This window comes from Pseudomonas sp. Ors-4-3C (assembly GCF_055755035.1).
This window is the reverse complement of the sequence record NZ_CM146900.1, coordinates 1357583-1378405: the sequence shown is the minus strand read 5'-3', so window position 1 is coordinate 1378405 and position 20823 is coordinate 1357583. Positions and strand designations below refer to the sequence as shown.

The window sequence follows — 20823 nt, the reverse complement described above, 5'->3', positions numbered from 1 at the left end:
TTTTTACAGCGGTGATGCTTAGCCTTTTTCGTCGATCCCGGCTTGCCGGGTCTGGCTGTCCAGATTGCCGCTCAGGGTCACCGGACCGACTTTCAGATTGCCGTTATCGAACGACACCTTGGGTGCGTTCTCCTCGGTTTTCTGCGGCAGGTCCAGTCCGGCTTTTACCCCGTACTCACGACTGACCAGATCGCTGCTACCGACCTTCGAACCGCCCAGATCCACCTTGCCTTCAGTCGATGAAATGCGCGCACCGGTCAGCTGCGTGCCACCACCAACGTTCAACTTCACACCCTGATTGCCACTGATGCCGGAGGCCTGCGCCACGCTGTCCTTGTGGGTGTATTCGCCCTGCGCTTTCAGGGTTGGTTTGTAGTCAGTGCCGGCGAGTTTTTCCTTGTCGCTCGGTGGGTTCTTCTTCGCGGTCAGGCCCAGATCGACATCGACCGTGGCTTGCGTCTTCGCGTCCTGACGGCTTTCGACAGTCAAGTCACCAGCAACCTTGCCACTGACATTTTTCGCGTCGATCCGCGCGCCCGACAGTTGTGCATCACCTGCGCTGTTGAGCACCACGCTGTCAGCCTTGATCTGGCTGTTCTGCTGTGTGGTGCCTTGCAGGTAGTCGACGCCAATCTTGGCCCCGGCATTGAAGCCGTGATCGCTGCTGGCCTTTTCATCGGCTGCGGTCGGCGTCTTGCTGCTGAGGTTGCCACCGGCATTCAGCGCAACGTTCCAGTTGTTGCGGCTCTCGGTGGACTGCGCCGACTCCTGAACCAAACCGCCCTTCTGCGCATCGATGCTGACGTTCGGCGCGCTAACTTGCGTGCCTTGCAGGTGCACCGCGTCACCGCTCAAGGCGATTTGGCTCTGGCTGTTGAGCTGGCCACCGGTCAGGGTTTGCGAGTTTTCGTTGATGCGGCCGATGTTGAAGTTGCCGCTCAGATTGCCGCCCTGATCACGACTCTTCTCGCTGCTGGATTTGCTACCGCCGCCCTTTAAACCGCCGCCGAGATTGCTGCCAGTCGCGGTGTGGATATCAACGGCCGCTTGCAGATCGAGTTTGCCGTCAGCGTGCAGCTCAATGCCGCCGGCGCTGTCGATCTGCGTGCCTTGCTGGACCTGATTGCCGCCGCTGCTCAGTTGCACCGGGCCGTTGCCGCTGATGCTCGCCACGTGAGCCTGCGTGTCAGAGGTCTGCTTGCCGGTGTGGTCGAGCTGGAAGCCAGCGCCGAGATCGACGTTGGTGCCGTCGGTGCCCGGCAAAGTGCCAACGGTCAGCGAGCCGTTGCCGCGCAGGCTGGAGTCGCTGCTGCTTTGGTGGTCGTTGGCCTGATTCAGCGCCAGATCGCCGCCAGCCTTGATGCTCACACCGCCCTGCCCGCCGTCGAAACGGCTGCCAGCGAACTGCGCGTTACCGCCGACGTTGATGTTCACGCCTTGATTGCCGGCATAGCCGCCGACCACCGCCTTGCTGCTGTCCTTGCTGGCGTAGCTGTTGCCGCCCGCGCCGCTGCCGGCGACGTTCACGTCTTCGCCGGTCTTGGTGTAGACGCGCACGTCGACCTTGGCGTCCACCGAGTTATCGGTGCTGCTGTGAGTGTTGCTCGCGGCATCGGCAACCAGTTTGTCAGCGCTGATGTTGACCTTGCCGTTGCTCGCACTGTACTGGGTGCCCTCGTCGTGCAGGGTGCCGGCGGTTTTCACGTCGACGCTGCCACCGTCGAAACCGCTGACCACAGCGTTGCTGTTCTGCTCGGTCTTTTCGGCGCTGCCGTGACCGATCGCCACGTCGAGACCGACGTTCGGCTGGCCGAAATTGCTCAGGGCTTCCTTGTCCGGCACTTTGGCATTGAGCACATCCTTGACCGTACCGGCAATCGGGCGGGCGATGTCCTTGTACTCGACGTTGGCGCCGATGTCCGCCGACCAGTTGCTCTGGTTGTGCGTGGTGCTTTCGGTGTTGCTGGCCGCGCGGTTGTCGATCGCGTTGGCCGCGACGTTCAGGCCGTTGCCGGCCTTGACCTGCGCACCTTCGGTCAGCAGCTTTTCGGCGTTGATGTTCAGGCTGCCGCTGCTCTGCAAGTGGGTGGTTTGCGCGGTGGTTTTGCTGCTGCTGTCTTGCGTGGTGCTGTGGGCAAAATCGACACCACTGCCGGCTCGGTCGAGGCCACCGGTGTAGTAGAAACCACCGCCGGTGCTGGAGGTGTCGGATGAGGTTTTGTGGCTGTCCTGTTCGGCCAGCAACGACACATTCTTGCCACTCAGCGTGGTATCGCCAGCAGTGGATTTGACTTCACCGCCCTTGATCGTCAGGTCGCCGCCGGCCTTCACTTGCACGCTGGCGCCGCTGAGGCTCGAACCTTGCTGGTTGACGTCATTACGGGTGACGGTCTGCTGCTTGTCTTCGTAGTGCACCCCGGCGCGGTATTGCTCCGGCGTTTGCTCTTTGGCGTAGGCATCGAAGCCACGGGTCTCGGTGGTCGAACTACTGTCGTGGCTGTTCTGCGTGGAATGCACGTTCACATCCCCCGCAGCGTCCGCCGTCAGCGCGCCGCCGGCCTTGACCGTGGAACCGGCGACTTCGATGTCCTTGGCGCTCTTGAGCTTGAGGTTGCTGTCGGAGACCAGCTCGCTGCGCACGGTGGTGCTGTCCTTGGCGTTCTGCCGCGACTCGTCCTTGGTGATGCCGAAGAACTTGCTGTCCTTGTCGTGGTTGTTGCTGTGCGAGGTGTCCTGCACGCCGTCGATCACCAGCGAACCCTGATCGGTGATCACGCTGGCCTCGGTGCCGCCACGGACCTGGCTGCCGCTGATGCGTACATCGTCGGCCTTGACGATCAGTTTACCGGCGGCGTTGATTTTGCTGCCCTGATGCTGAGTCTGGCCCTTGTCGGCGTCACCGGTCTTGCCGAAGAAACCACCGCCGACCAGGTCGCCAGAATAACTGTTGTTATTGCTGCGGTTGGTGCGGGTGGCCGTGGTGACCTCCACCTGTTTGCCCGCCAGTTTCACATCACCGGCGCTGTTCAATTCAGCACCTTCGGAACGCAACAACGCGGCGGTTTGCAGAGCGATATTGCCGCCCTTCAACTGGCTGCTGATGCTGCGCTGTTCTTCGCTGCTGTTGTTCCAGTCGGCCTTCCACAGATGCTTGCGATGGTTGCCCTGATCGGTCTGGGTGTGGCTTTCGGTGGCCGCGGTCAGGCGCAGATCGCCGCCGCTTTGCACATCGAGATTTTTCGCCGCTTCAACCTTCGCGGCTTTGAGTTCGGTGTCTTTGCCGGAGGTCAGCCTGGCGTCGCGGCTGGCGACGATCTGGCTGCCGTGCTGGCGAGTTTCACTGTCGGTCTGGGTCCGGTCGTAGGTTTCCCAAGTGATGCCGATGGTGCTGTTGCTCCAGTTCTCGCGTTTTTCCTGAAGCTTGCGGCTTTCGACGGTGCTCAGGGTCAGGTTGCGCTTGGCATTGACGCTGACGTCGCGACCACTGACATCGGTGGCGGCCAGCGTCAGGTCGTTGCCGCTGTGCAGGCCGACATCACCCTGACTGCTGCGAATGCCGGCACGGGTCACTTCGAGGCTGTTGGGGATGGCTTCACCGCTGACGCTGAGGTCGCCGGCGGAACGGATCTGCACGCCGTCACGCCCGGCCACTTGCACCGCCCCCACACGCACGCCCGCGCCTTCGGCGGTGCTGACGATATTGATGCGCCCGGCCTGCATCGCGCCGAACAGGCTGGCGTCGATGCGTTGATCCTGGGTGTTGCCCGCCGGGTCCACGGCTTTGACCTGACCGCTGGCGTAATCGACCTGATTGCGTCCGACCATGAGGTTCAGCTGATCGCGGGCGTCGATGCGGCCCTGGCTGTCGATACGCGGGGCGATCAGGTTGACCGAACCCTCGGCGTTACGCAGGCCACCACTCTGGATCTGCAACTGACCGCTGGCGTCGCGGCTGCTCAGGGCTTGCAGTTTGCCGTCGTTCAATTCCGGACGCCCGACCAGCAGACTGGCGTTCGGCGTGTTGATGAAACTGCCGCCATTCACCGAAATGCCGTTGGGGTTGGCCAGCACATAATCGGCTGCACGGCCGAAGATTTCCTGGGCGCCGTTGATGGCCGAAGGGTTGCGGCTGATCACCTCGTTGAGGATCACGCTCGCCGCCTGGCCCTGCAGTTGCGGGTTGGCCGCCAGTTGCCCGGCGAGCTGCGATTGCCCGGCCTGCAAGGCGTTGTTCAGCACCAGGCCCTGACGGTCGACGTTGTAGTCGAGGAACTGGTTGTGCGACAGGCCCGAGCCGTTGGGCGCGACGATATTGACGATGGGCACGCCGCCCTGCGTCTGCAATTGCGCGGTGCCGCCGGGGCCGGGAGCGACCACCACACCGCCGGCGATGGCGCTGGGCAGGTGCACGGCGAAGAACAGGCTGGCGATCGCCCAGCGCAATTTGCCCCGAGGAGAAAGATGGAATGCAAAGGTGTGTGCTGGCATAAAAACGTCTCCATGTAAGTACGGCATCACGGCGCGCGATTTGGTCTTGGCCGTGGCTGTCGCGCTCAGATCCGACGGCTGTTTGTTCACTGCTTGATGAGTCTCGGTAGTGCTCATATCTGCAACCCCACGCGCATCAGCCAGGTCTCCGGCTCGTGCTGCAAACCGTTGGGGGTGTTGAGGGCGCGTTGGTAATCGATGTCCACTTGCAGATTCTTCCAGCCCAGATTCAGCCCGACGCTGGCACCGCTCAGGCGTTGGCCCTGGGCGCCGTGGTCAGCCTTGAGCCAGCCGTTGTCCAGGCCCACGCGCGGGGTGATCTGCACCGGCCAATCACTGCGCAGCGGCAGACGCAGAGTGTTGCGCCAGATCGCGCCGCTGGCACCGGAAGCGCTGCTGACCCGATAGCCGCGCACCGCCGAATCATCGGTGCCGAGCAACTGTTCGATGGCCGGTAAGGGGTCGGGGCTGTATTGCAGATTGAGCTGGCTTTGCCACTGCCACGCTTGCGCGCCGAACTGGCCGTTGCGCCATTGACTGAGGCCGGCGCGGTACTTGCGAAACTGCGCTTTGGGCAGGTTGCTGACCGCATGATTGGCGTCGTCATCGGCGCCCAGCCAGCGCAAGCCTTGTGAGTAGCTGAAGTCGAGATTCCACACCGCACGGTCGAGCCAGAACAGGTTGAGTCCGGCTTCGGCCACGGTCAGGGTCGGGCTTTGAATGCCCAGGCGGACATTTTCCAGATAGCTGTCGACGTCCTTGTGCGCCAGCTGCAGATTGGCGCTGAGCTGGCGGCTCTGGTCGCGCCATAACACGCGGTCGGCGCGCAGGCTCAGTTGATCGGTGATGCCGGTGCTGTACAAGGTCGCGCTGGGCAGTTTGAATGGCGCGCGGTATTCGGCGTGGCTGGCGAACGCGCTGTAGGTCCAGTAGCCGTAGGGAATCGCGTAATACAGGCTGGCGTTGCGACTGTAGCGGTCGCCCTGATTCAACGTGTCGCTGGCGCTGAGGCTCAACAGATCGTTGAGTTGCAACGGGCTGTCGAAGCTCAGGCTGACGGTATCGCGGTCACGCCCGGTGCTGGCGCTGCCAAGGTTGTCCATGCCCAGGCCCAACGCCCAGCGCGACTGCCCGGAGGTGCGCGAGCGCAGGATGATGCGCGAGGCACCCGGTTGGCTACCGGGGGCGATGTCGGCGGTCAGGTCGATCGAACGCAAGCGGTTCAGTTGATCCAGGCCCTGCTCCAGATCGCGCAGGTTCAGCGGCTGGCCGAGCATATGCGGGAACGCGCCGCCCAGCGAAACGGGCAGGCTCTGATCGGCGAGCTCGATGGACTCGATGTAGCCCTCGTCGACCATGATGTCCAGCGACTGCCCCGCCGCCGGCGCGCTCAACAGGTACGGGCGGCTGGCGATGTAACCCTGCTCGACATACGCGGCGGTAATGGTCGCCAGCAGATGGTTGATCTGGCCGACGCCCATGCACGGCGCCAGCAGCGGTTTGATCCGCGCGTTGAGTTTGTCGCTGTCGATCAGCGTAACGCCGCCAATGCGCGTACCGCTCAGCGGCCAGCAGCGTTCATCGGGGGTGACGGTTTGCGGGATGGCCGGCGTGGCCGGTGCCGGACCGAACGCACCGCGCTCCAGTTGGCGCTTGCGTTGTTCCATCTGCAGTTGTTGCAGATCGCGCTGTTGCTGTTGCTGCTGGCGCAGCACTTCCTGGCCCGGCGCAACAGGGTCAGCCGCTTGAATCGAGGAAGCACACACACTCAACACAAAGGCCGACAACAGCGGGCAAAGCGTGGAACGACGACGGAAAACAGCGCAAAGCGAATACGGCACGCAACATCCTTGCAATCATAAAATGGCGTAATGCCACCCCATCAATGCGAGTGATAGTCAGAGCCTTCCTACACAAATGCAAGACGCTTCCTACAGTGCTTACATTTATTAAACAATTGATTTTGCTGCGCTCACCGCCAGCAAAGGCGCAAGGCATAAGGGTTTCCCCGAGGGCGGATATCGAGTTCTCCAGCGCCCGCCCCACTTCCCCGTCGGCAACTGTTTAGCGGAACCGCTCCAAAACCTGAGTCGCAAACAGGCAACTGACGACCGGCACAAAAACTCAATTGCCACAAAATATTACTTGCGTCATATTACGACCGTAATAACGATCATCTTCCACAGGTATTACGTCATGACCAGCATGCCCACCCTTGAGCCCGAGCTGTCTGTTCCGGTCACCCCTGCCAAGCCGCCACTGCGCAAACGTCTGCTGCTGACCGGTGCCGGGCTGATCGCGCTGGTGGTGGTCGGCGTGTACGCCGCTCACTGGTGGGGCACCGGGCGCTTTCTGGAGGAGACCGACGATGCCTACATCGGTGGCGACGTCACGGTGATCGGGCCGAAGGTCGCCGGGTACATCGAAGAAGTGCTGGTCAGTGACAACCAGCCAGTGAAGGCCGGTGACGTGCTGATCCGCCTCGACGCACGTGACTACCGCGCCAACCTCGCCAAAGCCGAGGGCGCCGTTGCCGCCGAGGAGGCGCTGCTGGCCAACCTCGACGCTACCGAACAATTGCAGCAAGCGGTGATCGGCCAGGCCCGCGCCGGCATCGATGCCGCCGGTGCCGAAACCGCCCGCTCGCGGGATGACAATGCGCGCTACAAACGCCTGGTCAGCACCAATGCCGTGTCGGTGGAAAGCGCCCAACGCGCCGACGCCACCTTCAAGACCGCCCAGGCCCTGAGTGCCCGCGCCCAGGCCGAACTGCTCGCCGCACAGCGCCAACTGGCAGTGATCGACACCCAGAAACAACAGGCCCGCGCCGCCCTGCAACAAGCCCGGGCCGAGCGTGATCTGGCACAACTGAACCTCGGCTACACCGAGCTGCGCGCACCGGTCGACGGCGTGATCGGCAACCGTCGCGCGAGGGTCGGCGCATACGCCCAGGCCGGTTCGCAACAGTTGTCGGTAGTGCCGGCCAGCGGTCTGTGGGTCGATGCCAATTTCAAGGAAGACCAACTCGCCAGAATGCGTCCCGGGCAACGAGTGAGCATCCGTGCCGACGTGCTCTCCGGCCAGGAATTCCATGGCCGCCTCGACAGCCTCGCTCCCGCCACCGGCTCGCAATTCAGCGTGCTGCCGCCGGAGAACGCCACCGGCAACTTCACCAAAATCGTCCAGCGGGTGCCGGTGCGGATTCTCCTCGATCCGGCCGACGGTGTGCTCGGTCATCTGCGGCCGGGGCTGTCGGTGACCGCTGAAGTCGACACCCGTGCGCAAGCCGAAACCAGCGCGGTGGCCGTCGCGCCATGAGTACCGCCCTCTCCGCCCCGGCGCAACCGTTCAACGCCGCCGACATGGCCACCGCGACCAAAGTGTTCGCCTTCGCCAGCATGTGCATCGGCATGTTCATTGCGCTGCTGGACATCCAGATCGTCTCGGCGTCGCTGCGTGACATTGGCGGCGGACTCTCGGCCGGCACCGACGAAACCGCGTGGGTGCAAACCAGTTACCTGATCGCCGAAATCATCGTGATTCCACTGTCGGGCTGGCTGTCGCGGGTGTTCTCCACGCGCTGGCTGTTCTGCGCCTCGGCGGTCGGCTTCACCCTGGCCAGCCTGCTTTGCGGCGTGGCCTGGAACATCCAGAGCATGATCGCCTTTCGTGCGCTGCAAGGCTTTCTCGGCGGCTCAATGATTCCGCTGGTGTTCACCACCGCGTTCTTTTTCTTCACCGGCAAACAACGGGTGATCGCCGCCGCAACCATCGGTGCGGTGGCTTCGCTGGCGCCGACCTTGGGGCCGGTGATCGGCGGCTGGATCACCGACATTTCCTCATGGCACTGGCTGTTCTACATCAACCTGGTGCCGGGAGTTTTCGTCGCTGTCGCAGTGCCGATGCTGGTGAAGATCGACCAGCCGGAACTGGCGCTGCTCAAGGGCGCGGACTATCTGAGCATGGTGTTTCTCGCACTCTTTCTCGGCTGCCTGGAATACACCCTCGAAGAAGGCCCGCGCTGGAACTGGTTCAGTGACAGCACCATCCTGACCACCGCGTGGATCAGCGGTCTGGCGGGTCTGGCCTTTATCGGGCGCACCTTGCACGTGGCCAATCCGATCGTCGATCTGCGGGCACTCAAGGATCGCAATTTTGCCCTGGGCTGTTTCTTTTCCTTTGTCACCGGGATCGGCCTGTTCGCGACGATTTACCTGACCCCGCTGTTTCTCGGACGGGTACGCGGCTACAGCGCGCTGGACATTGGTCTGGCGGTTTTTTCCACCGGGGTGTTCCAGATCATGGCGATTCCGCTGTACGCCTTTCTCGCCAATCGCATGGATTTGCGCTGGATCATGATGATCGGGCTGGGGCTGTTTGCATTGTCGATGTGGGAATTCAGTCCGATCACCCACGACTGGGGCGCGGGCCAGTTGATGCTGCCGCAAGCGTTGCGCGGGATCGCCCAGCAACTGGCAGTACCGCCGGCGGTGACGCTGACTTTGGGAGGGTTGGCACCGGCACGCTTGAAGCACGCTTCGGGGCTGTTCAACCTGATGCGTAATCTGGGCGGGGCCATTGGCATTGCCGCGTGCGCGACCATTCTCAATGATCGCACCAACCTGCACTTCACTCGTTTGGCCGAGCATTTGAACAGCAGCAACGAGGCGATGAATCAGTGGTTGTCGCAGGTCGGTGGCAACCTGGCGACGCTGGGTCAGAGCGGTGATGTCGGGATCACCGCCGCCCTGCATCAGCTGTGGCTACTGACCTACCGCGAGGCGCAGACCCAGACCTACGGCGATACCTTTTTGATGATCATGCTGTGCTTCATCGTCGCAACGGCGATGGTGCCCTTGATGCGCAAGGTGCAACCACCGGCCGCGCCGAGTGCGGATGCGCATTGATCACCCTTCTGAAGTTTTGCGCTTTTCACTGTGGGAGCGGGCTTGCTCCGGGCGGCGATCCGACGAAGGCGGTGTGTCAGATAACCACTAAGGTGCCTGACACGACGCCTTCGTCGGATCGCCGCCCGGAGCAAGCCCGCTCCCACAGTTTTCGACCGTGAACTGTCAGAGCTGTGGGGTTTTGCGGAAGCCCACGGCCAGACGGTTCCAGCTGTTGATGGTGCTGATCGCCACGCTCAGATCGACCATTTCCTTGGGTGTGAAATGCGCCGCGACGATGTCGTAGTCTTCGTCCGGGGCGTGGGTCAGGCTCAGTTGGGTCAGCGATTCGGTCCACAGCAGCGCCGCACGTTCGCGGTCGGTGAAGAACGGCGCTTCACGCCACGCGGTCACGGCGAACAGACGGCGCGGAGTCTCGCCGCCCTTGATCGCGTCGGCGGTGTGCATGTCGATGCAGAACGCACAGCCGTTGATCTGCGAAGCACGCAGTTTGACCAGTTCGACCAGAGTCTTTTCCAGCGGCAGTTTCGAGACGGCGGTTTCCAGCGCGATCATCGCTTTCAGGGCGTCTGGGGAGGCGGTGTAGAAATCGGTACGAGCTTTCATGATGGAGTTTCCGGGGCCAGTGAATGTGTGACTAAGGTAGTCCCGCCACTGCCCCGGACAAATAGCCAATCTCCCGGAAGACGAGTAGACCACCGCGTCACACGCGATTGCGCAACCAGTGCAGGAACCCGGTTTTCGCCACCACGGTCGGCACGTCCTGGGTCAGGGTCTGGGCCTTGTGCAGGCGATAATCGAGCAAGGCTTTCATCGCCTCGTTGATGTCATGGCGCGCATCCAGGCACGGCTTCAGGTAGGTCTTCTCGATGCGGTACAGCGCGCAAAAGGTTTTCGCCGCGAAGGTCGCCGGCACCGAGGAATCGGAAAGGATGCCGGCCTCGCCGATCACCTCCCCCGGCCCCATGCGCCCGGATTCGAACGGCGTGCCATGGCGGGTCAAGGTCACGCTGACCACGCCGGATTCGATGATGAACAAATGATCGCTGACCTCCCCGGCATCGAGAATCGTCTCCCCGGCGCGGAAGGTCTGCAGGGTCATGTTCTGGCTGAAGGTGTCTTTTTCTTCCTGACGCAGCGTGGAGAAAATCGGCGAACTGTCGAGCAACGCCCGTGGCCGCGAGAGGTTGCCGGTGACAATCGGTTCGACGCTCGACAACAGATTGATCCCGGACGCCTGCAAGTGTCGGTAAGCCAGATCGAACAGCTGATTGCGCACCGAGCGCTTCTGATCCATCGACGAGACGAAACCGCTGATCTCATATTCCGCACCGGCGCTGCTGGAGCTTTTCAACGCGACGCTCGGCGAAGGATTGTCGAGCAGCGGACGGCAGCCCTGCATCGCCCGTTCCAGCGCGTCGATCACCGTGTTGGGGCGAGCGTGTGGGCTGACCTGGACGCTGACGGCCACCCCGAACATGTTGCTCGGTCGGCTGAAGTTGATGATCTTGGCCTTGGCCGCCAGCGAGTTGGGAATCACTGCCATGCTGCCCTGACTGGTTTGCAGACGCGTGGCGCGCCAGTCGATATCGACGACCCGGCCTTCGGTGCCGTCGATGGAGATCCAGTCATCGATCTGATAGGGCTTGGTGGTGTTGAGCACAATCCCGGAGAACACGTCGCTCAAGGTGCTCTGCAACGCCAGACCGACGATGATCGCCAAGGCCCCGGACGTCGCCAGCACGCCTTTGACCGGCAGATCGAGCACATAGGCCAGCGCGGCGATAATCGCGATCAGGAAAATCACCGCACCGAGCAGATCCTGCAACAGTCGCCCGGTGTGGCCGACCCGCTGCATCATCACCGCGCCGATCAGCACGGTCAGGGTGCGCGCGCCGAACAGCCACCAACCGATCTGCAAGCCGGTCGCCGCCAGATGCAGCGGCACGTTGTCGGCCCACGGCGCCGGCTCCATCGGATTCAGGCCTTCGTTGAACAACAGCACGCTGAACAGGCTGAAAATCAGCACTCGCACCAGCAGCTTCCACTCGCTGCCACGGGAGCTGATCAGGCGCCACAGCCCGAGATCGAGGAGGATCAGGATCAACGCGCAGAACAACGGATGTTCGCTCAAAAAAGACAACATCAAACCACTCCGACAGGGGCCAATCGCGAGAAGATCGCACAGATTGGGCAAGTGTAGGAGCAATTGATTTCAGAGGATGAACGCCCGCGCAAAAACACCCAAAAACCAATGTGAGAGCGGGCTTGCTCGCGAAGGCGGTGGATCAGTCAGACACGCATCGACTGACACTCCGCTTTCGCGAGCAAGCCCGCTCCCACAGGGGGGGGTAGTTACCCGTGCATTCGGCCGAATTGCCCGGACTGGAAGTCGGCGAATGCCTGATGAATTTCCTGCTCGGTGTTCATCACGAACGGGCCATGGCCGACAATCGGTTCGTCGATCGGCTCGCCGCTGAGCAGCAACACCACCGCGTCTTCACTGGCCTCAAGGGTCAACTGACGACCGTCGCGCTCGAACAGCACCAACTGCCCGACACCCGCCGTTTGCGCACCGTTGATCGTCACCGAACCTTTCAACAGCACCAGCGCGGTGTTGCGCCCTTCGTGCAGATCCAGTGTCAGCAACTTGCCGGCGTTCAACCGCAGGTCCCAGACATCGATCGGCGTGAAGGTCTGCGACGGGCCTTTATGCCCCTGGAACTCACCGGCAATCAGCCGCAGGCTGCCGGCGCGGTCCTTCAGCGCGATATTCGGAATGTCACGATCAAGAATGGTCTGGTAGCCGGGGGCGGCCATTTTGTCCTTGGCTGGCAGGTTGACCCAGAGTTGCACCATTTCCAGCTTGCCGCCGGTTCTGGCGAAATCATCCGAGTGAAACTCTTCGTGCAGGATCCCGGACGCCGCCGTCATCCACTGCACATCGCCCGGGCCGATGGTGCCGCCGCTGCCGGTCGAGTCGCGGTGCTGCACTTCGCCGTCGTAGACGATGGTCACCGTTTCAAAACCACGGTGCGGGTGCTGGCCGACGCCACGGCGCTCGGTGGTCGGAGTGAATTCGGCCGGGCCGGCGTGATCGAGCAGCAGAAACGGGCTGATGTGTTTGCCCAGATTGTCGTAGGAAAACAGGGTGCGAACCGGGAAGCCATCGCCGACCCAATGGCCGCGAGGGCTGGTGTAGATACCGATGATGTTTTTCATGGTTGCCTCCAAAAGGTGGGTGACGCAATGGATTGAGCTTAAATCCATGATGGCTGGAGGACTAGCCGGCAAAAACCGGCTTTAGTGTTCCATATTTAGAACAGTCCCACCTTTGGATCTCGTCCCTTGTGGGAGCGGGCTTGCTCGCGAAGGGGCCAGTCCAGACAACACAACTATTGGAAAAGATTCATGACTTCTGCTCAACAGTGCTTTGCCCCACCAGCGGTTTTTCTCAAGGACGCAGACGCGGATACTCCTGCCCATTCCCACTGCAACCCTGGAGTCATCAATGTCTGTTCCCGCTTTTGGTCTGGGTACGTTTCGCCTGCAAGGTCAGGTGGTCATCGATTCGGTGCGCACCGGCCTTGAACTTGGCTACCGCGCCATCGACACCGCGCAGATCTACGAGAACGAAGCCGAGGTCGGCCAGGCCATCGCCGCCAGCGGCATTGCTCGCGAAGAGCTGTTCATCACCAGCAAGATCTGGATCGCCAACTTCGCCAAGGACCGTCTGATCGACAGCCTCAAGGAAAGCCTGCAGAAGTTGCAGACCGACTACCTCGACCTGACGCTGATCCACTGGCCGTCGCCGGAAGATCAGGTGCCGGTCGCCGAATTCATGGGCGCACTGCTCGAAGCCAAGCGTCTGGGCCTGACCCGGCAGATCGGGGTGTCCAACTTCACCATCGACTTGATGCAACAAGCCATCGCAGCGGTCGGCGCGGAAAACATCGCCACCAACCAGATCGAGCTGCACCCGTACCTGCAAAATCGCAAAGTGGTCGAGTTCGCCCGCAGCCAAGGCATCCAGATCACCTCCTACATGACCCTCGCCTATGGCGAAGTGCTGAAGGATCCGGTGATCCAGCAGATTGCTGAACGCCTGCAAGCGACCCCGGCGCAAGTCACTCTGGCCTGGGCGATGCAGTCGGGTTACGCGGTGATTCCATCGTCGACCAAGCGCGCCAACCTGCAAAGCAACCTCGGCGCCACTGCGCTGACGTTGAGCGAAGCAGACATGGCGCTGATCGCCGGTCTGGAGCGCGGCCATCGCCTGACCAGTCCGAAAGGCATTGCCCCGCAGTGGGATTGAGCGCTCAGCCCTGAAGATGCTGCGCAAGGCCGAGCATGGCCGTGCGCAGCGCATCCGCCGAGCGGTGGACGGCAAGTGTTTCGGCGTCTCGACACGCCTGTTCGAGATCCGAGCACGCCGCCGCCACCCGCGCGGCACCGACCATTTGCGCACCGCCCTTGATGTGATGCGCCAGCGTCCGCAACCCGTCCAGATCCTGGGGCTGGCGCGCCGCATCCAGCCGTTGCAGATCGTCCTGCAGACTGCGCAATACTTGTTCGCGCAGGCGTTGCATCACCGAGTGATCGTCTCCAGCCATCTGCTCCAGCGCGCTCAGGTCGATCTCGGGCAACGTCAGAGCCGGGGTCGGCAAGTGATCGCTTTCGCCGTGACTGGCCGCCTTCAACGCCTGCTGCAAATCGTGCAAGCGAATCGGCTTGAACAGACAATCGTCCATGCCGGCCTCAAGGCAACGAACCCTCTCCTCGACTTGCGCGTTGGCGGTAAAACCGAGGATCAGGCAACGCGCCCGGCCGCTCGCTGCCTCTTCGTCACGGATCGTCCGGGCGAGTTCGTAACCGTTGCGCTGCGGCATGTTGCAGTCGGTGATCAGCACATCGAATGCTTGTGCTCGCCAGCGTTGCAGCCCCTGTTCACCGTCTTCGATGTCGACCGTACGGTGGCCGAGTTCGCTCAGTTGCCAGCACAACAGCAAGCGGTTGACCGGATGATCGTCCACCACCAGAACACTCAATGAACGCGCCGGCGTGTCCACCACTTCAGGGCTAGCCGGTTCGGGGGCGAGCGCGACCAACAACGGCAACTGCAGATTGATGTCGACCCGCGTTCCAAGCCCCGGCTCGCTGTCGAGGTGCAGCGTTCCGCCCATCATTTCGCAGAGGTTGCGGCTGATCACCAGTCCCAGCCCCGAGCCGCTGCGCGCCGACTGACCATGGTTGCCGGCCTGGACAAACGGGCTGAACAGGCGTTGCCGGTCATCGGCGCTGATGCCGATGCCACTGTCTTCAATCACGACTTTCACGGCCAATTGATCGGGAGCCGTCCTGGTCACCACCAGTTGCACGCTCACCTGGCCGTGCTCGGTGAATTTGATCGCGTTGCTCAACAGGTTCGACAGCACTTGCTTGAAGCGTGTCGGGTCGACCATGACGTCAACGCCACTCTGTGCATCCAGTTCGACATGCCACAACAGGCGCTTCTGCCGCGCCAGTGCCTCGAACACCCGGCACACCGAGATCACCAGTTCGCGCAGATTGGCTCGTTCCGGTGCGAGGGACAGATGCCCGGACTCGATGCGTGCGATGTCGAGAATGTCGCCGATCAGCGCGAGCAGTTGCTGGCCAGCGCCGGATGCGACTTCGATCGCCAGCTTGTCGGTGACACCCTCCTCGGCCCGCTTCAGGGCCAGTTCGAGCATGCCGATCAAGGCATTCATCGGGGTGCGGATTTCATGGCTCATGGTCGCCAGAAACGTGGTCTTGGCCCGGTTGGCGTCGTCGGCGGCCTCCTTGGCCTGCTGCAACTGCCGCAGCCATTGCTGACGCTGGCGCAACTGCCAGCGCTGCAAACCGATCCAGGCCAAGGCCAACAACAGCAGGCTCGCGGCAGCGGCAAAAGCCAGGAGAATCTCCCGGCGATAACGCTGCCAATAGCTCTCCTCGACCAACACATCATGGCTCCAGCGTTCGACCAGCTCGTCCATCTGTTGCGGCGCGATGCTCAGCAGCGCCTTGTTCAGAATCGTGTGCAGCGCCGTATCCTGCGGTGCGGTGGCCAGGGCGATGCGCGCCGGTTGATCGCCGATGGTATTGGTGATGCGCAGGCGCTCACGGTAATGGCGGGCGATCAGAAAACGCGCGACCAGCAACGAGCTGACGGTCGCGTCGGCCTGCCCCTTGGCGATCAGCTCCATGCCCTCGGCCGGGCTGCTGACCTCCACCAGACGTACCCCCGGCACGCGCTGCAGGATGTAACCGCGTAACGGATGACCGCGATAAATCGCCAGACGCTTGCCTGGCAGATCGGCGAGGCTGCGCGGACTGCCCGCCGTTATTGCACTGACCAGTACAAACGGATTGTTCAGGTACGCACGGGTGAATTGCAGCTCGGCTTCCCGCTCGCTGCTCGGGGTCACCACCGGCAACACGTCGAGTTCACCGGCCTTGAGCTGTTCGATCTGGCGATCCAGCGAACGCCCCCGGACCACCTCGAAATGCAGCCCGGTGCGCTGACTGATCAGGGTAAGCAATTGCGCTGACAGACCGTTGAATCGCCCGCTGGCATCAAAAAAAGTCAGCGGTGCGAAATCCTCGATCACACCGACCCGCACCAGCGGATGTTGCTCCAGCCACTCCTGCTCGCCGGCACTGAGGCGCACCCGCGACTGCGCGGCCATTTGCGCACGCCCCGCGCTCCAGCGCTGCTCGATAAGCTGACGACGCTCCAGGGGAATCACCGCCAGCGCCTTGTCGATGATGCGTTTGAGGCGAACTTCGCTGCGCAGCATGGCGAAACCGAAGGGGCTGGCATCCAGGCCCGACGGACCGGCCAGTTGCAAGTCATTACGGTAATTGGTGTTGATCAGGTAATTGGCGCTGATCAGATCGCCGAGATAGCCGTCATCGACACCGAATGCCACCGCACCCAGCGCATCCATCGCCGAGGGGTAACGCTGCAAGTCCGCCCCGGGATAGAACGCCTGCACGCTGGCCAGCGGCAGATAGTCCTCGACCATGGCGATGCGTCGGCCCGCCAGATCCGCCGGCAGAGTTTCGTCAAGCCGGGTCACCAGCATCGGCTGGTCTTCGGCGTAGGGGCGCGACAGCATGAAATCCGGGTCGGCCAGCTCGAAGTTGTTCGAGGTCCCCAGCAGGTCCAGTTCACCGCGCTTGAGTGCGGCCATCACCTCGTCGCGATGGGCGAAGCGTCGAACGTCGATCCGCACATTGAGCAACTGCGCCAGAAGCTCGGCATAATCGGCGGTGAGGCCTCCCAGCTCCTGCCGATTGCGGGTGATTTCGAACGGTGGGTAATCGGCTCCGGAAATGCCCATGCGCAACACCGGGTGCTGGCGCAGCCATTGGCGGTCCTGCTCGTCGAGCGGGACCTGAATATTTTCCAGTGCTGCCTGGCTCAACAACTCAAGGGGTTGTGGCGCCTCGCTGGCGCAGCAGGTGGCCGTGATACTCAACCACAGAATCCACCACCCGCGTTGCCGACTCACTTCGCCACTCAGATCAAATGATTGCGCTTGGCGAATTCGCGCAAGTGCACCGTGGAATTGATCGCGAGTTTTTTCATCAGGCGGGTCTTGTAGGTACTGACGGTCTTATGGCTCAGGTGCATGTCTCCGGCGATCGCCTTGTTCGATTTGCCCAGTGCCAATTGCTCGAGAATGCTCAGTTCGCGGTTGGAGAGCTGATCGATCAGCTGTTTTTCACTGCGGTCCAGCGGGGACGATGCATGGGTGGTGTCGGGCAACGCTGCAAAGTATGAGTAGCCCGACATCAGTGCCTGGATTGCCTTGTGCAATTGCAGCAACTGGTTGGTTTTGGTCACGTAGCCCATGGCCCCGCCCCGCAGGCATCGGTTTTGATAATGCAGCGGGTCCTGGGAGGTGAAGATCAACACCTTGCACTCGGGGTTATCGGACTTCAGCCGCTCCAACACCTCCAGCCCGCCGAGCCCCGGTAACTTGAGATCGAGTATCACCAGTTTGGGTTGGTGCTTGCGGATCAGCGCCATGACTTCACCGGCGCTCGATGCTTCGTGAATAACCTTGAACCGTTCGGCTTCGAGGACGAGTTTCACGGCCGCCCGTACCACCGGATGATCATCGACGATCAGCGCTGACTTCATGACCGCTCCCAGTGCAAAAACATGACGATGGCGCCACTGGCATCGGCTGTTCCTGCCGCAGTGGCTGCGCAAAGACTGTTACACGGGAATCAAACCGTATCTACCTGTCAGATCTGACAGTTGCGCCAAAGGGGAATCCGTGCTCAAGCCCGACGCTGCAGGGCTGATAGCGGGTTCCAGGTGTCAGCCGCACACACCGGGGCAACATCGACGCGCGCCATCAGATGCTTGATCGCGGCCGCATTGGGCAAGGCGACATGGCTGATCTGCAGGTTTTCCTGAGCGAAGCCGGCGGGTGTCAGCGCAGGCGCCGAGGGCTCGTTATAGATCAGCGCATGGCGCACATGCGGGTTGTTGAGGAAAAACCCCGGCAGGTCCAGCGATCCGGCCGCCAGCTCGGCGTTGATAACCACCGCATCGAAGGGTTCACAGCCGTACTCCACCAGGGTCAGCAGCTCAAGCAGACTCTGTACCGGAGCGATGCGGAAGTATTCAAGGCCATTGAACAGGCGCTCGATTTTCATCCGGTGAAAATGCTGCGGATCGGCAATCAGGATGCGCAGGGTTTTATTGATCATGCTCGATCTCCTGGAGGTCACGGGTGGAAGCGCCAAGGCTACGCAAGCCGCAGGAACAACTCTGTAGGATCTTTCCTAAAAATCCGCTCATTCATCCGCGTTTTTCCCGTGGTTGCGCCGTTGCAGCCAGTGGAGCAAATCGGCCCCGGCCATCGGTCGTGCGTACCAGTAGCCCTGCCCTTGCGTGCAGCCCAGTGCCAGCAGTTCACGACGTTGCGCATCGGTTTCGATGCCCTCGATGACTACGCTCATGCCCAGGGCTTCGCCCAGTGCCAGGGTGCTGCTGATGGCGGCGCGGCAACGGGGTTCGTGCGCAAGGTTGCGAATGAAATCGGCGTCGAGCTTGATCTCGTTGAATGGCAACTGACACAGACGCTGCAATGAGGAGAATCCCGCGCCGAAGTCATCGATCGACAAGCGACAACCCATAATGCGCAACCGCACCAGACTCTCGAGGCTGGTGGCCGGCGCTTCGAGCAGACCGCTTTCGGTCAGCTCGAACGTCAGGCTTGAACCGCAGGTTTTATGTTCAGCCAAAAGGCTTTTCAAAGTGGACGTCAGTTGCGCATTGGCCAATTGCACGGTTTGCAGGTTGAAGGCCATGTTCAAGACAAAGCCCTGAACCCGGGCACTGTGCTGTACCCGCAAGGCCTGATCGATCTGCGCGAACAGCATCTCGTCGAGCAGTCCGCAACGTTCAAGTACCGGTACAAACAGCGCCGGCGAAATCAGCCCGCGTGTCGGATGCAGCCAGCGGCACAGAACTTCAACGCCACAGACTTCGCCGCTCTGCAGGTTGAACTTGGGTTGATACCAGGCATGCAATTGGCCCTCGGCCAGCGCATGGCGTACCGCCGCTTCACTGGCCAGCGTCGTGGTGCGAACCGGCTGCGCCGGGCTGATCTGCCGATTGACGAATTTCTCCAGCAACTCGGCCAACACTTGGGCGTGCAGCGGTTTGCCGACATCACCGAGCAGGTCCAGCCCAAGCAGCGCAACCATCTGATGCACTGCCCGCCGCAGATCCGCCGACAGCGAACTGCTGATGATCACCGACCTGACCTGCCCCGACGCGCCGACCCGCTGCAGAAACTCCAGGCCGTCCATGCCCTCCATCTGCAAGTCGCACAGGGCGATGTCCACCGAGCCGACTTCATCGAGCAACGCCAGCGCCTGCGCGCCATCGCTGGCCTCCAGCACCTCCCGACACCCCAGCCCTTGCAGCATGTTCACCGCTACGGAGCGCTGGAAAGCGTGGTCTTCAAGCACCAGGATACGGAGCGGCAGATCGGGCATGAGGGTTGGCTCGCTGTGGGTGAAATGCGGATGAGTGTCGAGCTCGCGAGGGGGCGTCTGCGATCGCTTAACCATCGAGATGCTCCAGCACGGTGCCAAGGGTCTGCCGGTCCGGCGTATGGAGCATGAACAGCTGCCGACGCCGGGTGGCATAAATCGCCTCGGCCTGCGGCTGACCACGCCGGACATCGTGGATCACACCGTGGCGAATCTGTGGATTGCCCTGAAAGAACCGCACCGGATCAACACCCGCAGCGGCAATCAGTTCGCCATTGATGATCATCAGGTCGAATTGCTCGAACGGCTCATGGGAGTAATGCGTCAACGCCAACAGTTCACGAAACGAACGCACTGGCGTGAGGTGGCGGTAGCCCAGCTCGTTGAAGACTCTGGCGATTCTGGATTGCAGAGCCTGCTGCTCTTCGACAATCACGATTCGCCTGCACTTGTAGGACATAAGGTTTAACGGCGTAAGAAAATGTGCCGAACACGCTAACCAGAAGTCGTCAGAACCTATGTAGGAAAAGTCCTAAAAGCAGGAGGAAACCTCTCGAAAACCGACAGGACGCCGCCTGGACACTGGCCAAAGCGGCGATTTTCTTGCCAGAGGCGGCGATAGCGATCGCCGAGAGCCACGCCGAATGGCGGCTCGAGGTTGTTGCCTTATTCCGTGGTACTCGGACTCCAGAACGCCTGCACCACCAGCGCTGAAGTCGAGATCCGCGCCACCAGGGCATCGAGTTCGTCACCGTCCACCGAGGTGGTCGCCAGCGTCGCTTCGATCTCGATTTCGTCGGCGCCGAAGGCGTGTACATCGACATCACTGGCCGGGTAGTTGCTGCGCTCCAGCTCGGCTTCGAGCAGGGCGAACACCGCTTTCTGTTGCGAGCGCCGGGCGATGACATAGACGATGTTGGTGACTTCAGCCGAGACCACATCCAGTGGCTGGCGGTTGATGTTGTTGACGATCGGCCGCAGCAAGGTGTTGGCGGCGAGGATGAACAGCGTGCCGAGCACCGCTTCGGCCAACAGGTCGGCACCGGCGCAGGCACCGACGGCGGCGGAGGTCCACAGGGTCGCGGCGGTGTTGAGACCACGGACGTTGCCCTCTTCGCGCATGATCACGCCGGCGCCGAGAAAGCCGATGCCGGAGACCACGTAGGCAACCACGCGCACCGCGCCATCAGCACCGCCGAGGCGGTTGGCCATGTCGACGAAAATCGCCGCGCCGACCGCCACCAATACGTTGGTGCGCAGCCCCGCCGTGCGTTGCCGGTACTGGCGCTCGAAACCGATCAGGCCACCGAGGATGAACGCTGCGCTGAGGCTGACGAGAGTGTCGAGCAGCGAGGTGAGGTTGAGGTTGTTGATGGCTTGCATG

14 protein-coding genes are annotated in these 20823 nt (G+C 61.9%); 3 read left to right on the top strand and 11 right to left on the bottom strand.

What is annotated here, in order from left to right; translation table 11 throughout:
- Positions 1-18: 18 nt before the first annotated feature.
- Both ACVHNU_RS06245 and ACVHNU_RS06240 read right to left on the bottom strand, forming a co-directional pair.
- A complete protein-coding gene (locus ACVHNU_RS06245; RefSeq protein ID WP_473019227.1) occupies positions 19-4488 on the bottom strand; it encodes a hemagglutinin repeat-containing protein in 4470 nt (1489 codons plus the stop codon).
- A 113-nt stretch (positions 4489-4601) separates the two neighbouring features.
- Complete coding sequence (locus ACVHNU_RS06240) at positions 4602-6329, bottom strand: ShlB/FhaC/HecB family hemolysin secretion/activation protein (protein ID WP_473019226.1); 1728 nt, start codon at positions 6327-6329, stop codon at positions 4602-4604.
- 355 nt (positions 6330-6684) lie between these two features.
- On the opposite strand from ACVHNU_RS06240, the gene ACVHNU_RS06235 reads away from it, so the two are divergent.
- Together ACVHNU_RS06235 and ACVHNU_RS06230 are read left to right on the top strand one after the other, a co-directional pair.
- Entirely contained in the window at positions 6685-7806 is a 1122-nt protein-coding gene (locus ACVHNU_RS06235) for an HlyD family secretion protein (protein WP_473019225.1), read from the top strand.
- Positions 7803-9395: a DHA2 family efflux MFS transporter permease subunit gene (locus tag ACVHNU_RS06230; RefSeq protein WP_473019224.1), complete on the top strand. Its 1593-nt coding sequence runs from the start codon at positions 7803-7805 to the stop codon at positions 9393-9395. The genes ACVHNU_RS06235 and ACVHNU_RS06230 overlap by 4 nt, the downstream gene beginning before the upstream one ends.
- Before the next feature lie 165 nt (positions 9396-9560).
- Here ACVHNU_RS06230 and ACVHNU_RS06225 read toward each other — a convergent pair whose 3' ends face one another.
- The 3 genes from ACVHNU_RS06225 to ACVHNU_RS06215 form a co-directional block, all read right to left on the bottom strand.
- Complete coding sequence (locus tag ACVHNU_RS06225) at positions 9561-10001, bottom strand: carboxymuconolactone decarboxylase family protein (RefSeq protein WP_003223476.1); 441 nt, start codon at positions 9999-10001, stop codon at positions 9561-9563.
- A gap of 97 nt (positions 10002-10098) precedes the next feature.
- Entirely contained in the window at positions 10099-11541 is a 1443-nt protein-coding gene (locus ACVHNU_RS06220) for a mechanosensitive ion channel domain-containing protein (protein ID WP_226501910.1), read from the bottom strand.
- 209 nt (positions 11542-11750) lie between these two features.
- Positions 11751-12617, bottom strand: coding sequence for a pirin family protein (locus ACVHNU_RS06215; protein WP_473019223.1), 867 nt, complete (start codon positions 12615-12617; stop codon positions 11751-11753).
- Between the two features lie 289 nt (positions 12618-12906).
- Between ACVHNU_RS06215 and dkgB the strand changes: the two genes are divergently transcribed.
- Entirely contained in the window at positions 12907-13710 is an 804-nt protein-coding gene (gene dkgB, locus ACVHNU_RS06210) for a 2,5-didehydrogluconate reductase DkgB (protein ID WP_103484479.1), read from the top strand.
- Positions 13711-13714: 4 nt separating this feature from the next.
- Here the strand turns inward: dkgB and ACVHNU_RS06205 are convergent, their stop codons facing one another.
- The 6 genes from ACVHNU_RS06205 to ACVHNU_RS06180 all read right to left on the bottom strand — a co-directional run bounded on the left by ACVHNU_RS06205 (position 13715) and on the right by ACVHNU_RS06180 (position 20822).
- Positions 13715-16933, bottom strand: coding sequence for a transporter substrate-binding domain-containing protein (locus tag ACVHNU_RS06205; protein ID WP_473019222.1), 3219 nt, complete (start codon positions 16931-16933; stop codon positions 13715-13717).
- Positions 16934-16941: 8 nt separating this feature from the next.
- Entirely contained in the window at positions 16942-17568 is a 627-nt protein-coding gene (locus tag ACVHNU_RS06200; RefSeq protein ID WP_473019221.1) for a response regulator, read from the bottom strand.
- Positions 17569-17711: 143 nt separating this feature from the next.
- Positions 17712-18146: a chemotaxis protein CheY gene (locus tag ACVHNU_RS06195; protein WP_103484482.1), complete on the bottom strand. Its 435-nt coding sequence runs from the start codon at positions 18144-18146 to the stop codon at positions 17712-17714.
- Between the two features lie 87 nt (positions 18147-18233).
- Entirely contained in the window at positions 18234-19517 is a 1284-nt protein-coding gene (locus ACVHNU_RS06190) for an EAL domain-containing response regulator (protein ID WP_473019220.1), read from the bottom strand.
- Positions 19510-19875: a hypothetical protein gene (locus ACVHNU_RS06185; RefSeq protein ID WP_003223458.1), complete on the bottom strand. Its 366-nt coding sequence runs from the start codon at positions 19873-19875 to the stop codon at positions 19510-19512. Before ACVHNU_RS06185 ends, ACVHNU_RS06190 begins: the two co-directional genes overlap by 8 nt.
- A gap of 230 nt (positions 19876-20105) precedes the next feature.
- Complete coding sequence (locus ACVHNU_RS06180) at positions 20106-20822, bottom strand: MgtC/SapB family protein (RefSeq protein ID WP_103484485.1); 717 nt, start codon at positions 20820-20822, stop codon at positions 20106-20108.
- Position 20823 lies beyond the last annotated feature (1 nt).

Coding starts and splice junctions, on each gene's coding strand:
- ACVHNU_RS06245 (WP_473019227.1), bottom strand. CDS start 4,488: ATGCCAGCACACACCTTTGCATTCCATCTTTCTCCTCGGGGCAAATTG.
- ACVHNU_RS06235 (WP_473019225.1), top strand. CDS start 6,685: ATGACCAGCATGCCCACCCTTGAGCCCGAGCTGTCTGTTCCGGTCACC.
- ACVHNU_RS06230 (WP_473019224.1), top strand. CDS start 7,803: ATGAGTACCGCCCTCTCCGCCCCGGCGCAACCGTTCAACGCCGCCGAC.
- ACVHNU_RS06225 (WP_003223476.1), bottom strand. CDS start 10,001: ATGAAAGCTCGTACCGATTTCTACACCGCCTCCCCAGACGCCCTGAAA.
- ACVHNU_RS06220 (WP_226501910.1), bottom strand. CDS start 11,541: ATGTTGTCTTTTTTGAGCGAACATCCGTTGTTCTGCGCGTTGATCCTG.
- ACVHNU_RS06215 (WP_473019223.1), bottom strand. CDS start 12,617: ATGAAAAACATCATCGGTATCTACACCAGCCCTCGCGGCCATTGGGTC.
- dkgB (WP_103484479.1), top strand. CDS start 12,907: ATGTCTGTTCCCGCTTTTGGTCTGGGTACGTTTCGCCTGCAAGGTCAG.
- ACVHNU_RS06200 (WP_473019221.1), bottom strand. CDS start 17,568: ATGAAGTCAGCGCTGATCGTCGATGATCATCCGGTGGTACGGGCGGCC.
- ACVHNU_RS06195 (WP_103484482.1), bottom strand. CDS start 18,146: ATGATCAATAAAACCCTGCGCATCCTGATTGCCGATCCGCAGCATTTT.
- ACVHNU_RS06190 (WP_473019220.1), bottom strand. CDS start 19,517: ATGGTTAAGCGATCGCAGACGCCCCCTCGCGAGCTCGACACTCATCCG.
- ACVHNU_RS06180 (WP_103484485.1), bottom strand. CDS start 20,822: ATGCAAGCCATCAACAACCTCAACCTCACCTCGCTGCTCGACACTCTC.